Below are 14,206 nucleotides of genomic sequence, written 5' to 3' on the forward strand. Positions count from 1 at the left end.
GGCAAAGATCCTTTGGAGAGCAGGGATGAAGCAGCAGAGGGGAATGGCTCGGCACGAGAGGTGGGCGGTGGGCCTGTTGGCGATCTGGGTTTGGCTGAGCTGGGGGATGGGGGCCTGGTCTGCTCCCCTTTGTCGGGATCCCCTCTTGCTGCGGCAGATCTTGGCAGCTCTGGGCCGTCCGGAGGTGAAGGTAGAGGAGGTGGCCCTTTTTGATCCGGATCAGTGTCTTGTCCAACTGGTGCTGGATCGTCAGGGGTTGAGCGGCTCCTTGCCGCCCGAAATAGGCCAATTTCGCCGGTTGCGAGCCTTGTCCCTCAGCCACAACCAACTTTCCGGCCCCCTGCCGCCCGAGCTGGGGCAACTCAGCCAGTTGGAAAACCTGTTTCTCGACTACAACGAATTCTCCGGCTCCATCCCATCCGAGCTGGGGCAGCTGCGCAACCTGCGCGGCCTGTTTTTGGATCACAACCAGCTCTCTGGGCCTATTCCCCCCCAGCTGGGGCAACTGCGCCACCTGGAAAACCTCATCCTGCAAAACAACCGCCTCAGCGGCACCCTTCCCGGCCAACTGGGCCAGATGAGCTCCCTCAAGGGCCTGTTTTTGGATCGCAATCAGCTCTCTGGGCCTATTCCCCCCCAACTGGGGCAACTGCGCCACCTGGAAAACCTCTACCTGTCGGACAATCGCCTCAGCGGATCCCTGCCCCCCGAACTGGCCCAACTGAGTCAGTTGCGGGATCTGCGCTTGGCACGTAACCAGTTCACGGGAGAATTGCCGACCTTTTTGGCAGAACTGCCCCGACTGGAGCGGCTGCACATCGAGGGAAACCCCGGCCTCTGCTTGCCGGCCGCCCTGTCGGAGTGGTTTGCCGGCCTAAACCCGGCGGATCCCCTGCCGGCTCCCATCTGCTCATGGACTCCGTCCCGCTAACGCGACCGGTAGCCTACTGGGGCTCCGTCCCGCTCAAGTGCTCCGCACCGCGACCGCGAACGGCGCAAGTGTGGGATCCCAGCTTGTCCTGGGTGGAGGAGGAGAGCCGTAGCGACGACCAGGCCACTCCTGCTCGGTGGGCCACCACCACTCCAACCGCCTCCAGATAGGAGGTTACCGACACATGAGGGATCCCCAACTGGCGGGGGTGCACCTGCATCACGGTGGTGTTTTCCTCGACGGCAATGAAAAGCGGAGGACGGGCAAGGACTCCGTCCGTTCGCGTCAGCGGCGGAGCATTGTGGTGGGGTTGCGACAGCGTTGCGCCGCAATAACGGCTGGCCAGGTGCAGCAAGCCAGGCCCCCCAAAGGCAGTGGCCGGGGCAATGACGCTGTCCACCTGCTCTGCTGTCAGGTCGCCCGGTTGGGCGGGATCCCCGCTCTTGACGAACTGGGGAGCGTAGCTGAGGCCCACCAAAACCGAAGGCAAGAAGGTAAACCCCACCTCTTCAGCAGCAGCGCGGGGGTGAACCGGCTTGGGGAAAGTCTCAGGGTAGAAAGCGGGGGCATGGGCACAAGGGATCCGCAACTCCCGCACCACCAGGTGGCTGATCAGGGCTTCGACGCCGGCCAGGGGATCCACCCCCCTTCCCTGCTCGTACTGGCTGAAGTCCAAGTCATCCGGAAAGCGGGCCACCACGGCAATGGCCTCTGCCCCCAGGCAAACCAGCTCCTGGGCAGTCTCCAAGAGAGCATCAGGCTGGGCCAGGGATCCCTGGCTGGCTCCTGAGGGGGAGAAGCCGACGGAAACGCCCAAGGGTTGGCGGGTCAAGCGCCAGGGGCCAATGTTGAGCCCCAAGGTGGCCTGAGCAGCCTGCATCACCTGCAGGTGGCGTTGTTGCAGATCGGGGGGGATCCCGGCATCCAGCACCACCCCAACACAGTTTTGGCGCACTGGCCGCAAATTCCACACTCCCGCACAGAACTGATCCAGGCCGTACCCTTCCACGTACAACACGTTCCCCATCGGCCAAAACAAACTGGCTCCGTTTAACACGTTGGGATGGGTGATGACCCGCTCTGCGGCTGCTGCCAGGGTGCGGGCAACAGGCAGGGCATCCCCGGCAAAACCACCGATGCGGGCACCAATGCCGGTGGGGATGAGCAGGAGGCTGGTGTAGGGATGGCTCATGCTGCTATGTCTACAGCACTCTATGCTGCTACACGCGAACGGGAACCGCACCGCTAACGCCGGACGGACAGGATCTGCTGGGCTAGGGCCTCGGCCCGCCGCACACAATCTCCCAAGGCCACGCCATCCAGGTAGTTGGCACACACCCACACCCCTGGGGTTTGGTCGGCCAGGCTGGCCTGCAATTGGGCAATCCGCTGCCGGTGGCCAAGCGTATATTGCGGGATAGCCTGGGGCCACAGGCGCTCTCCCAGGCGGATGGGTTCGACAGGGCGGGTGAGCAGGATCTGGCTGAGTTCTGCATGCACAATTTGGGCCCGCTCGTCAGGGGAGAGCGCCGTAATGGGCGGGATCCCTTTCTGGCGGGCAAAAGCCGCATCGGTAGCTCCCCCGATGAAGCTGATCAGGCAGTGATAGCCCTGAGGAGCCCGCTCTGGGAAGAGGGAGGAGGCCCAGATGGTGCCCAGGGTGCGCAGGCCCTGAGAGCGAGGGATCAGATGGCCAAACCCTCGCAGCGGTTGGGGGAGGGCTTCTTCTGGATAGGCCAAAGCCACCACCGCCACAGGCGGGTAGGGGATTTCCCTCAGCAGCCGGCTGGCCTGGGGGTTGAGATCCTGCAGGAGGGTGGCAGCAGCGTAGGCAGGGAGGGTGAGCACCACCTGTTGAGCCGCCACCCAGTGGATTTCTTCTGGGGCCGTGTGCTCTGCACCGCTGTCGTGTATGACGAAGCCCACCCGGTAGCCCGTCTCATCCCGCTTGAGATGCACAGCCCGCCAGCCCAGCCGCAGCGCACTGCCCAGTTTCTGGGCAATCGCCTCAGGTAGCTGCTGCAACCCCTGCCGCAGGTTACCCAGTTGGCCCCGCTTGGGAGGAGGTTGGATAGGGGAGTTGCCGCTGTCCTGTTGACGGGTTCGCGGGAGCGTCGCGTAGCGATAACGGCTGCGCAAAGCCTGCACAGCACCGGCAAAGAGGCTGCCGTAGCGTTCTTCCAAGCCGGCAATGCGGGGGAAGGCTGCCAAGGCGCTGAGCTGATCCGGATCCCCGGCATACACCCCTGAGGTAAAAGGTTCGACCAGCCGTTCCACCACCTCGGATCCCAGTTGCCGCTGGAAGAATTGCCGCACCGTTTCCTCTTTGCCCGGCGGTGGCGCGACAAACCCCAACAACCCACGTAAGGCCCGCAACTTGCCGCCCACGCTCAACAGCCGCGAGCCAATGGCTGCAGAAGGGCTCAGGGGCACCGGCAGCAGCTCTTTTTCCCAGTAGATGTAGCGGGGCAACTGGGCATCGGCCAGCACCAGTTGAGAGGACTCCGTCCCGCTGTCTCGACCGGCCAAGCCCACCTCGGCGATCAGGTTGAGCAAAGGGAGGGTGGGAGTGAAGCTGTTGGGGCCCTCTTCCCAGCGATAGCCGCCTCCGGATTGGGTGGAGATACAGCCCCCCACGCGGGAGCTGGCCTCGGCCAGGAGCAGCGGCTGGGTGGAGTCATCCCTGGAGGATAGGCCCTGTTGCAGTCGCAAGGCTAACGTTAGGCCGCTGATGCCCGCCCCCACCACCACCACCTCGGCCTGCGAGGGCTGCGTCCCGCTAAAGTGCTCAACAGAAGAGTTCATCTTTTGGGTTCCAACGGGGTTTTCAATCCTCAAGAGTCAAACAATTATGCTCTGAGCCGCTCCCCGTCCCACCAGCGCGTTCGCGTCAGCGGTGCGGAGCATTTTGGATCTATAGCAGCTAGCGCAGCACCCGAAATAGGCTGGGGATCCCGGCTACCTGGGGCAGTTGTTGGATCTCGGCCAGCGCCTGCCGGCAGTCGGCCTCCCGGACGGTGTGGGTGAGAATCACAATCTCCGCCTGCTCTTGGTGACATTCCTTTTGGGTAATGCTCTCCAGGCTAACCCGGTGGCGACCGAAGCAGGTGCCAATCGCCCCCATTACCCCCGGCTGATCCTGAGCCAACACCCGCACGTAAAACTCCGACTCCAATTCCGAGAGAGGGATCAAAGAGGCGGCAGCGGGGAAGCAGGAGAATCCCCACAGCGGATTGGGGGCATCAGCCCCCGTTTGCCGGTGGGCAATCAGGGTCAGCAGATCGCCAACAACGGCACTGGCAGTCGGCCCCCGCCCCGCCCCCGGCCCCGACAGCACCACCTGCCCCAAAGGATCCCCCTGCACCAGGACGGCATTGTCCACGCCGTTGATGTTGGCCAAGGGGTGGGTAGAGGGCAGAAGGGTGGGGTGAACCCGGATATCCAAAGCCATCTTCGCTGCCTCCCCGCCAGAGTTGGCCCTTTGGGCGATGGCCAAGAGCTTGAAGGTGTAGCCCCACTCGCGGGCATAGCGAATGTCGGTGGGGCTGATGCCGCGGATCCCTTCGCAGGGGATGGCTTCCCGCTTCACAGACACCCCGAAAGCAAGGCTGGCCAAAATGGCGATCTTGTCGGCGGCATCCCACCCTTCCACATCGGCGCTGGGATCCGCTTCGGCGTAGCCGTGGGCCTGGGCCAGGGCCAGGGCTTCCTCAAATGAGCTGGCCGCCTGGGTCATCTGGCTGAGGATGAAGTTGGTGGTGCCGTTCACAATGCCCCAGACCGCCTGGATGTGGCTGGCCTGCAGGGACTGTTGCAAGGGCTGCAGAATCGGGATCCCGCCCCCGACTGCCGCTTCCAAGAGCACCGAGACTTTGGCTTGGGCTGCCGCCTGAAAGATCTCCTCCCCGTGGCGGGCGATCACCGCTTTGTTGGCCGTGATCACCGGTTTGCCGTGGTCAAGGGCTTTTAAGATCAAGGTGCGGGCCGGCTCCAAGCCCCCCATCAGCTCGATGACCACGTCGATTTCCGGATCCGACACGATTTGCTCCAGATTGGTGGTCAGGCGCTCAGGCGGGATCCGCACTTGCCGTGGCTTGTCCAAAGAGCGCACCCCCACCGCCGCAATCTCAACCGACTGCAAGAGAGGATGCCGGGGTTGCTGCAGAATTTGCACAACACCCGTGCCAACCGTGCCCAGCCCCAATAGCCCAACTCGTTCGCGGTAGCGGCGCATAGCGCTTTAGACCACAACTCTTCCTTTTGCTTGCTGTTCCCGTTAGCGGGACGGAGTCCTTTGCCCTGTGAGGGCTCCGCCTCGCCAATGCAAACAGGAAGCGGACGGGATCCCCTCACCATTATCACGCTTGGATCCACGCTCTGCTAACGCGACCATGATCCGCATGCAGAGCACTTTGTTCGCGCTAGCGGGACGGCGTCCTTAGTTGGGATCTATACACTTGTCCGCCAGAGAATCCCGCAGGGCACGGACAAAGTGATAAGGGGGCAAAGGGGCGCTCCAATCCAGTTGCCAATGGGGGTGCTGAGCCAGCCAGGTTTGGGTGAGCTGAAGGGCGGCTTCCCACTCGGCAGGAGTGAGCAAAAAGTAGAGCCGCAAGGCCTCTCCCGGTTGGGGATCCCCCCTTTGCACAGGCCAGGTGGAAGGCCAAAGCTGCTGTAGGGCTTGCTGCTCCTGCTCTTGCTGCTCTTGGGCTTGTCGTTGCTGGAGATAGGCTTGCTTGCGGGCCAACAGATAGGCCGTCCCGCTTAGGGAGGGCTGTGGCTCCGGTTGGGGCTGAGGTTGAACCCTTCCTTTGAGACAGTACTCGGCCCGCCCTCCAATGGCTGCGAGGGCTTGTTCGTACTCCGTCTGCCGGGACAGCAGATGGGATCCCAGCCTTTCTGCTGAGAGAAAGCAGGTGCCAAAGCGCAGGGGCAGCACCGGCATCTGGGCGAACAGCCGGCAGATCACCTGGTCGTGGCGCAGGGCAGAACGCACCAACACCTCATCCGAGACTTGCAGCGACTCCGGATCCGGCATCGGCTCCACAGCAGCGGCAATTCGGCTGCCTGTCGGGGAGAACACCTGCACCGACCGATGGATCCCCTCGGTTTGCCGGATGAAGGGCAAAAGTTCTGGAGCTGGCTGCGGGAAGAAGGCGTAGGTGTAAAGGGGGCTGTTGATACTCTGCTCATTCCCGTCAGCAGTACGGAGCACTTGGGGTTCTGGCTGAGCTGGGAAGGTCATGGTCTCGGATTTAAGACGAGTAGGTAAGACGGGTAGGCTCGCCTTCCCAGTCTACGCAACCTAGGATTGGGATCTTTGAAACCTACAGGGTTCCACCTATAGAGTTCCACGGCCAGAGTTCCACGGCCAGCCTGGAGATGCGATAGACTAACCTCGCATCGGTTCTGCACAGGCTGGGGTGTCTGGGGCCGGAACAGGGCCTGTTTTTAGGCGGGCTCCCCACCCCAACCCCCCCAACAGGTGAGGCCATGACCAGCCGCCCAGATTTCCAACCCTTCGAAAAAGAAGAAACCGAACGGTTGCGGGATCTGCTCCCCGCTTCTTTCCGACCCTTGATCAGCGTCGTTCCCCACTTCGGGGGTGAAGCCCTGCTCATCTCCCGCCGCAAAGCCCCTTGGCAGCCCCAGGGCACCATCGCCATCGATTTTCGCCGTTGGCAAGGGATCCCTCAGCCACAGCGGGATCTGTTGTTTCTGCGGGAGGTGGGCTGGCTGGGCAACCGCAACTGGCTGCAGCCGGGGTTTTACCAGTCGCTGGCCTTGTTCGGGGGCATCACCACCGTGGCGGAGCTCTCTTTGCAGCACCCCTTTTCCGCTCTGTTGGCAGGTGGCATTACGGCTCTCTCCGTCCGGCAGATCTGGCAAAACCTGAACCGGGAGAGCGCCCATTTCGACGCCGATGAATTTGCCCTGCGCCGTGCTCAGTTTCGCGGCTACACCCGACAGGAGGCCGCTCAACACCTGGCAGATGCCATAGAACAGGTTCTGAAGCTGGATCCCACCGTTCGCGACAGCGGCGAAGCATCTATCCTGACGGCGCTACGGCTGCAACGGCTGAGAACCATTGCCCGCAACCTGGCTTCTACCCCCCCCAGCGGAAACGCCTGGTCGCGTTAGCGGGACGGAGTCCTTGGCCAGTTGCACTTGGGTGATGGCCACCCGACCGGAGAAGCAGATGTCGGTATCGGTTTGGGGATCCCGAGCGCGCTCCGCATAGCGGCCCTGATAGCGAAACCACAGCGACTCTGCCCCATTTCCCTCGGCTTCCACCGCATAATCGAGCGGCAGGGGTTGGGTGCAGAGGGGACAATAGACCCGCTCCGGCAGAGGGGATCCGGCGGGCAAGTGGGGCAGGTTCACATTCCAAAACGCCCCCCTGGGCAGGGGTTGTTCCATCAGCTCCGCCAAGATTTCCCGCGTCCACCGCTGGGCTTGCTCCCAGTCGATGGGTTGGCCCCCTGCTCGGTATTGGGAAATGGCAATTCCCGGGATCCCGCGCATCGCTGCTTCCCGTACCGCCGCCACCGTTCCCGACAGATACACATCCGATCCAAGATTTCCCCCCTCGTTGATACCGGAAAGCACCCAATCCACCGCTGGGGCCAGCTTGAATAGGGCCACCCGCACACAGTCGGCAGGGGATCCCTCGACGGCAAAGGTGCGCTCGCCGCGGGCCAAGGCCCGAAAAGGTCGCCCCGTTGTCACCTGGTGGCTGCAGCCGGAAATCTGCTGGTGGGGGGCCACAATCCAACAGTGTTCTTCCGGGATGAGAGAGTTGAGGGCCAACTTGAGGTTGGCCAGCCCGGCAGCCTCGATGCCGTCATCGTTGGTCAGCAATACCTTCATTCCTACTTTTCCCTTCTGCCGGCAACTTCTTGGGTGAGTCCCAGTGGCAAATCTGGAGATCTTGGGTGCAAAAGCGATGGGGATCCCGTTCTTCTTTTACCCTATCCCTAGGGGGGCAGCGTCTCCCATGCCGCGTCCCCTGATCCATCGTATAAACTGATACCGGAGGATTGCGATGACCACACGGGTAGCCATTAACGGATTTGGTCGCATTGGGCGGGCCTTCCTGCGGGTGCTGCTGTCTCAACCAGCTCCAGAGCTGGAGGTGGTAGCAGTCAATGACCTGACCGAACCCGACAACTTGGCCTATCTGCTCCAGTTCGACTCGGCCTATGGGCGCCTTCCCCAAACCGTGAGCGCGGTGGACGGGCATCTGCAAATCGGCAACCACCTGAAAGTCCGGGTTTTGGCAGAGCGGGATCCGGCGCAACTGCCCTGGAAAGATCTGGGGGTTGACCTGGTGGTGGAATCAACCGGCTTGTTCACCAAAAGAGAGGGGGCGGCCAAACACCTGGAGGCCGGGGCCAAAAAGGTGATCATCTCTGCTCCCGCCAAAGGCCCCGACTTGACGGTGGTGATGGGGGTCAACGACGACCAATACGACCCGGAGCGGCATCACATCATCTCCAATGCTTCCTGCACCACCAACTGCTTGGCGCCGCTGGCTAAGGTCTTGTTGGATCGCTTCGGCATCGAGACCGGCTTTCTCACCACTTGCCATGCCTATACCGCCACTCAGGCAATTGTGGATCGCCCGGATCCCAAAGATTATCGGCGGGGCCGCTCAGCAGCAGTGTCGATCGTGCCTTCCACCACCGGGGCCGCCACGGCAGTGGCCGAGGTTTTGCCCGCCCTGAGAGGGAAGATGGATGGCCTGGCGCTGCGGGTGCCCACCTTGACCGGCTCGATTGTGGACTTTGTGGTGCGTACCGAGCAGCCCATCACCAAAGAAGCAGTCAACCAAGCCTTTATCGAGGCTGCAGAAGGCCCGCTGCGCGGCATCCTGGCCATTGCTCCGCCAGAGATCGTCTCGGCGGATATCGTCGGGGATCCCCACTCTTCCATTGTGGATTTGGGATCCACCATGACCTTAGGGGATCGCACGGTGAAGGTGCTCTCCTGGTATGACAACGAGTACGGCTATGCGGCGCGGCTGGTGGATCTGGCGGCCAAAATCGGGGCTGCGCTGTAGGCGGCCATCCTTGTTGCGTTCAAGGCAAGGCTACCGTCAGCAGCGAAGAAAGCAGGGCAGAGATAACGGGCTGCTCATTCGCCACCATGGGGTGGAAAGGCCAACGGTAGACACAGACGGCTGGAGGGGCAGCTACGGTTCAGAGGCTTCCCCTTTTGCAGCCGTGGCCAGGGCTGCAGTCGATGAAGGGGGGCCGAGCCACAGCAGGATCACCATTGCCGGAGCGGCTGTCATCGCCGTGATCAGATAAAACAAAGGCCAATTGACCGCAGCCGCCAAATAGCCTGACACAGCCCCGGCCAAGGTTCCCCCCACGGCAAACACACTGGTGAGCAAAGCATACTGAGTGGCACTAAATTGCCGGTCGCAGAGGCTCATCAAAAAAGCCAGAAAAGCAGCCGTGCCCATGCCCCCGGCCATGTTGTCGAAAATGGTTGCCCCCAGCAGCAGCGGATAGTTTTGCCCCACCAACCCAATCGCTCCCAGGCCCAAATTGCCGATCCCTTGCAAGGCTGCGAAAATGAACAGACAGCGGTAGGTGCCGATGCGGCTGACCCACTCCCCCCCCACAAAAGCCCCAGCCAAGGTGGCCAACAAGCCTATCCAACTGCGGATAATGCCCAGATCGCTGGTGCTAAACCCCGTCTGCAACAAAAATGTAGGGGTCATTTGCCCTGCCAAGCTATCCGGCAACTTGAAGCAGACCACAAACAGCAGGATCGCCCAGGCCAAGCGGTGCCGCCAAAAAGATTGAAACGGCTCGATGATGGCCGACCGCAAAGAGGTAGGCTTGAGGGCGCTGTTTTCCGGCTCAGGGGCCAAAAACGAGGTAATCAACCCGATCAACATCAGCAGCGCCATGATCCCATACACCTGCCACCAGGGCAAATAGTCCGCCAAGATCAAGCTCACGCCACTGCTGACCAGCAGCGCGATGCGGTAGCCAAATACGAAAATGGCTACCCCTGCCCCCATCTCCCGCTCCGCCAAGATATCGGTACGGTAGGCATCCACCGCGATGTCCTGAGAGGCGCTCAAAAAAGCCACCAGCAACCCCACCAGAAAGATCGGGCGGGTGAAAACTGTGATGCCCGGCCAAGTCTGGGCCAGCTCTTCCCATCCCAAGGCTTCCAGCCAGGTTTGGGTCGGATCCTGAAAACCCAGTAGCCCTATGCTGAGCAGCAACAGCACCTGGGTCAGGGCCATCCACCCCCGCCGCCGACTGCCCCGCAGGGATCCCGGTGCCGGCAACAGAAATCGATCCAGAACAGGCGACCACAAGAACTTAAAGGAGTAGGGCAAATTGAGCAGGTTAAACAAGCCGATGGCAATGGTGGTCAAGCCCGCTTGGGTCAGCCAAGCATTCAAGGTGGTGTTGATCAGCAGCAGCGGCAAACCCGAAGAAAACCCCAACAGCAGCAGAACGCCCATCTTAGAGCTGCCGTAGACGCCCAACATCCGCCTCAAGACGCTTGCCCCCGCCTCAATCATGACTAGCCCTCCCCGCCATCCTGTCTATTTTCAGGGATCCCTGTATTGCCAGTATGGTCATTTCAATTAAACTAGGGCACTGCACCCACACCTAAAACTCTGAGTGCAGCAGGCTATAGGGCTTTTCAAGGACTCCGTCCCGCTGGCGCGATCAGCAGCCCAGGCGTCTCACCTTAACCTGAAATGACCATAACATCCCAGTGAAACTCCCCATTGCGTAGCTCCCCTCTCTCAAGGGGAGAGGGACTTCCCTTAGGGCCAATCCTGAACGCAAACCACCTGCTGGGTTTGGGCAGATCGCTCGGCTGCCTCGGCCACCGCCAGGGCGTGGAGCATGTTTTCAGTATGGATATAGAGGGGTCTGCCGTGGCGCAGGTGATCCAGCACCATGCGGGTGTCTTGCTCGAACAGGCCGTGGCGGGATCCCGTCTCTAGAGGGTGGGCGCTGCCGGGCCGCAGCAACGTTGCCTCTTCGCCGTTGATCAATAGGCCCCCCCGTTGACCGTGGAACTCCAGTAGCCGCTGCGAGCACCACAGGGAATCCCCCTTGCCATAGGTCAACACCGCCAGCAACCCACTGGCAAAACTCAGCTGGGCTGTGCAGTAGCAACTGCTGTAGCGGTGGGGCAGATCCGGCCCGTCGTAGCGCAGTTGGCAGCTCACCCGTTCTACCCTGCCCAACAAGTCCACCAAGCGGTGGATGCGAGAAACGGCCCCCATGAGGGGGAAGCCAAACAACTCAGGCCGATAGGTCCAGCGATCGGGGGCGGGGTGGGTGGCGGTGAGAGTGATGTAGCGAACGGCAAACAGCTTGCCCAACCCTTCCAGCTCTTGTTTCAGCAACCGGTGAACGCCGCTAATTAGCTCGATGTGTTCGACGTGCAGCAGCACTTGCCGCTCGGCTGCCAATTGCACCAAGGAACGCGCTTCGGCAGCGCTGAGGGCGAGGGGATATTCCACGACGGTGTGGATCCCTGCCTCCAGAGCAGCACGGGCAATGGCGGCATGATCCCGATTGATGGTGCTGACAAAAACCAGATCCAGCCGCTGCTCGCCCAACAGAGAAGACCAGTCCGAATAGGCGACGGCCCCCAACTCGGCGGCAAAAGCATCGCTCCGGTCGGGAGCTCGACCGGCAACAGCGACAATCTGCACTTGCCCATCTTTGCGCAAGGCCTCGGCCCGTGAGCGAGCTGCGTAGCCGGTGCCGATGATCCCCACCCGCAAGGTTTGTTCCCTCCCCTAGCCTGCCTCTGTCTGTAGCATCACACAGGAGGGATCCCTTCCACCAGCTGGCAATCGGGATCTCGCTCTCCCCAGGTCTACTGCTGCACCCTTTGCACCATTCATTTCCGATTGCAGCAACCTGTGTGATTGTGTTGGCTCTCCTCTCCCGGGGGGCAAGGGCAGTCAATTGCAGCCCACCACCGGGAAAAAGAAAGGAATCTGTCTCAAACCAACCCAAAGCGGCTCCTCTGCAGAAGGAAAATCACTCGTGCCCGCCCCACAGAGCCGTTCGCCGATGGAGGGTCAGCGTGGGCATTGGGAAGAAGCCGCTGTCTCAACCTGCTGTACCCGCGACGCAATGGCAAAATGCCGCTCCAACAGATCCGGGATCCCTTGGGGGGAAACGCCGCTATAACGGGCTTTGTCGGGCATAAACACCACATGGGGGCCCCGTTTGCAATCTTTCATGCAGCCCACCCCCTGCACGCAAATCGAACCAGAGTAGGCGGCCAAGTGGGCGTTCAGGGCTTGCATCACCGCTCCGGCCCCACGCCGATAACAGTCGGATTTCTGGCAGACCAGCACCTTACCTTTGATGTCTGTACCTTTGATATCTCCTTTGATATCTGTGATGTTTGGAGCAACCGGTTCGGAAGCTGCCTCAGCCCCAGAAGCCGAAGACAAACCCCCCGCCCTCTCTCCGAGGGGAACCACCCGGTAAAGCACCCATTTTTCTCGCCCTTTGTGCAGATCCACTTCTCGCTCCCCCGAGATCTGCACCGCATCGCCAGGTTTGAGGGTGCGGTAAAGGGCAGAACGCAGGGGCTTGGGGATCTTGCCGGAAAAAACGTCCGCTCCGGCTTGCCAACGCAGGTACTTGAGCTTGCCGTCTTTATCGGGAAGAAATCCCAAAAACCGGCCTTCCGACTCAAACGGGATCCCTTGCTTAGGGAACTTGCTCATCTTGACCCCCAGCCTCTGTGTTGAGCTGCCAACAAACCTCTAGGCCATCCAATAACTCCTGTCGCCGCGCTGTGTGCTGACGGATCACACTGCGCACCTGTAGAACAGCCAATGGAGTACTCACCTCCACCCGCAGCCGACCATCTCCTGTACAAATCGCCGGGATCCCCAATTCCACTAACCGCCGACCGATGCGCCAGCGCTCGCCCAGAGGAATATCCAAAAGATAACCGCGCTCAGAGTCCAGAAAGGCGGGGTTCATGGCCGGGATCAGCACCTCAGAGGTAAAGAATGGTAGAGAAATGAAACAAATTCTCAATAGCTTTTCAAAAAAAAGCCAGAGGTCGGAAACCAGGCAGGCTCAAGCCCACCTGTGGACCTTCTGGCTAGGCTCTGCCGTTCATCAAGCCGAACACCAGGCTATCGTTGGCCAGGAAGTGACGGAGATGGAAGGCGCGATCCTCTGTCTTCAACAGGATCTGCTCGTAGAGGTAGCGGGTGGCCCGATCCCCAAGGCTCTCCGCCTGGGCTGCCTGCCGCCGCAGCAGATCGATGATGGCCTGCTCTGCCGCCAGGTCGTTCATCAACATTTGCCGTGCCTCAAAAGCTCCATCCGGCTCAGGGGTAAAGCAGCAAAGCTGGGCCAAGGTGGCAAAGCTGGCTACCGGCACACCTCCCAGCCCTTCTAGGCGTTCTCCCAGGTCGTGGACATGCTCCCTCGCCTGCTCGTAGTGATCTTTGAAGAGTTGGTGCAGCGGATAGAACTCAGTGCCTTCTACCACGAAGTGATGCTTCTGGTACTGCAAGTACAGCCCCTGGAAGCTGGCCAGCAGGGCGTTCATCCCCTCGCAAACCGGCTGGGTTATCTCAGTGCCAAGCAAGACAGGATTGTCGCGCACGCTGTTGAAAGACTGGCGCAGGGTTGAAGTTTCGGACATAAAATTCTCCAGCACAAGTTAAGAGGAGCTGCGAATCCTAAACTGCCCGCCATAGCGGGCCTGGGATCCTTGGGTGTTTATCTCCAAATTTAGCATAGTGCAGAAAATGGCTCTTGTGAATAACTCTCAATAAGCCCGTTGTTGCAGATCCCTTTGGAGTGGGATCAGGGCGCAGACAGATTGGCTCTTGGCTAGGTCAGTCTCCGGTATCGGAAGAAACTTGGCAGTAGGATCCGCCCTGAACTACCTTTGTGGGGCTATCGGCCTCGAGGAAGCCAGAGCAAGAAGCATGTCTCAGAAAAGCCCATCCCTTCTGGACAAACTGATTGACCTAACCCGCCAAATTGTTGACCGTGCCCGAGGCATCCCAGAAGCCTCTGAATCTCTTGAGAAGCCAGAAGCCTTTAGGTTGTGTTGATCTTTCATTTGAGCCAAAAGAGAGCACTGACGAGATAGAGAAAACTCAAGAAGTTCCTGGCCAATTTGTCAAAACGAGAACATAGATGCCGGTACTGCTTTAACTTATGAAAAAAGCATTCGATTAAATGCCTCTCTTGATACAGATGCTTGTCATAATGCCGCTGCGTCTTTCTA

Annotated in this window: 13 protein-coding genes and 1 pseudogene; 3 read left to right on the forward strand and 11 right to left on the reverse strand. The window is 60.6% G+C overall.

Annotated elements, in window-relative coordinates:
* Nucleotides 1–25: 25 nt before the first annotated feature.
* On the forward strand, nt 26–931 hold the full coding sequence (locus ACVWY9_RS11770; RefSeq protein ID WP_457388498.1) for a leucine-rich repeat domain-containing protein: 906 nt from the start codon (nt 26–28) through the stop codon (nt 929–931).
* 13 nt (nt 932–944) lie between these two features.
* Here the strand turns inward: ACVWY9_RS11770 and ACVWY9_RS11775 are convergent, their stop codons facing one another.
* The 4 genes from ACVWY9_RS11775 to ACVWY9_RS11790 all read right to left on the reverse strand — a co-directional run bounded on the left by ACVWY9_RS11775 (nt 945) and on the right by ACVWY9_RS11790 (nt 6,176).
* Nucleotides 945–2,123, reverse strand: coding sequence for a DUF3326 domain-containing protein (locus ACVWY9_RS11775; protein ID WP_457388500.1), 1,179 nt, complete (start codon nt 2,121–2,123; stop codon nt 945–947).
* 53 nt (nt 2,124–2,176) lie between these two features.
* On the reverse strand, nt 2,177–3,736 hold the full coding sequence (hemG, locus tag ACVWY9_RS11780; protein ID WP_457388502.1) for a protoporphyrinogen oxidase: 1,560 nt from the start codon (nt 3,734–3,736) through the stop codon (nt 2,177–2,179).
* Between the two features lie 118 nt (nt 3,737–3,854).
* On the reverse strand, nt 3,855–5,165 hold the full coding sequence (locus tag ACVWY9_RS11785; protein ID WP_011433040.1) for a homoserine dehydrogenase: 1,311 nt from the start codon (nt 5,163–5,165) through the stop codon (nt 3,855–3,857).
* Nucleotides 5,166–5,369: 204 nt separating this feature from the next.
* The gene (locus ACVWY9_RS11790; RefSeq protein ID WP_457388504.1) at nt 5,370–6,176 is read right to left on the reverse strand and encodes a GvpL/GvpF family gas vesicle protein; all 807 of its coding nucleotides are present in this window, start codon (nt 6,174–6,176) and stop codon (nt 5,370–5,372) included.
* Nucleotides 6,177–6,424: 248 nt separating this feature from the next.
* On the opposite strand from ACVWY9_RS11790, the gene ACVWY9_RS11795 reads away from it, so the two are divergent.
* Nucleotides 6,425–7,072, forward strand: a complete 648-nt coding sequence (locus tag ACVWY9_RS11795; protein ID WP_457388506.1) for a DUF3318 domain-containing protein — start codon at nt 6,425–6,427, stop codon at nt 7,070–7,072.
* Here ACVWY9_RS11795 and surE read toward each other — a convergent pair.
* Nucleotides 6,995–7,801, reverse strand: a complete 807-nt coding sequence (gene surE, locus ACVWY9_RS11800; protein ID WP_414419291.1) for a 5'/3'-nucleotidase SurE — start codon at nt 7,799–7,801, stop codon at nt 6,995–6,997. The genes ACVWY9_RS11795 and surE overlap by 78 nt on opposite strands.
* A 175-nt stretch (nt 7,802–7,976) precedes the next feature.
* Between surE and gap the strand changes: the two genes are divergently transcribed.
* The gene (gene gap / locus ACVWY9_RS11805; RefSeq protein ID WP_457388508.1) at nt 7,977–8,993 is read left to right on the forward strand and encodes a type I glyceraldehyde-3-phosphate dehydrogenase; all 1,017 of its coding nucleotides are present in this window, start codon (nt 7,977–7,979) and stop codon (nt 8,991–8,993) included.
* A gap of 132 nt (nt 8,994–9,125) precedes the next feature.
* Here gap and ACVWY9_RS11810 read toward each other — a convergent pair whose 3' ends face one another.
* The 6 genes and pseudogenes from ACVWY9_RS11810 to ACVWY9_RS11835 form a co-directional block, all read right to left on the reverse strand.
* Entirely contained in the window at nt 9,126–10,424 is a 1,299-nt protein-coding gene (locus ACVWY9_RS11810) for an AmpG family muropeptide MFS transporter (protein WP_457388510.1), read from the reverse strand.
* 312 nt (nt 10,425–10,736) lie between these two features.
* The gene (locus tag ACVWY9_RS11815) at nt 10,737–11,711 is read right to left on the reverse strand and encodes a Gfo/Idh/MocA family protein (protein WP_011433046.1); all 975 of its coding nucleotides are present in this window, start codon (nt 11,709–11,711) and stop codon (nt 10,737–10,739) included.
* Between the two features lie 303 nt (nt 11,712–12,014).
* On the reverse strand, nt 12,015–12,674 hold the full coding sequence (locus ACVWY9_RS11820) for a (2Fe-2S) ferredoxin domain-containing protein (protein WP_457388512.1): 660 nt from the start codon (nt 12,672–12,674) through the stop codon (nt 12,015–12,017).
* A complete protein-coding gene (locus ACVWY9_RS11825) occupies nt 12,658–12,936 on the reverse strand; it encodes an Asr1405/Asl0597 family protein (RefSeq protein WP_414343199.1) in 279 nt (92 codons plus the stop codon). Before ACVWY9_RS11825 ends, ACVWY9_RS11820 begins: the two co-directional genes overlap by 17 nt.
* 124 nt (nt 12,937–13,060) lie before the next feature.
* A complete protein-coding gene (dpsA, locus tag ACVWY9_RS11830) occupies nt 13,061–13,612 on the reverse strand; it encodes a DNA starvation/stress protection protein DpsA (protein ID WP_457388514.1) in 552 nt (183 codons plus the stop codon).
* A gap of 422 nt (nt 13,613–14,034) precedes the next feature.
* Nucleotides 14,035–14,206, reverse strand: a pseudogene (locus ACVWY9_RS11835) (IS5-like element ISSoc13 family transposase); the annotation flags it as partial.

The organism is Thermostichus sp. OS-CIW-31, assembly GCF_054060305.1.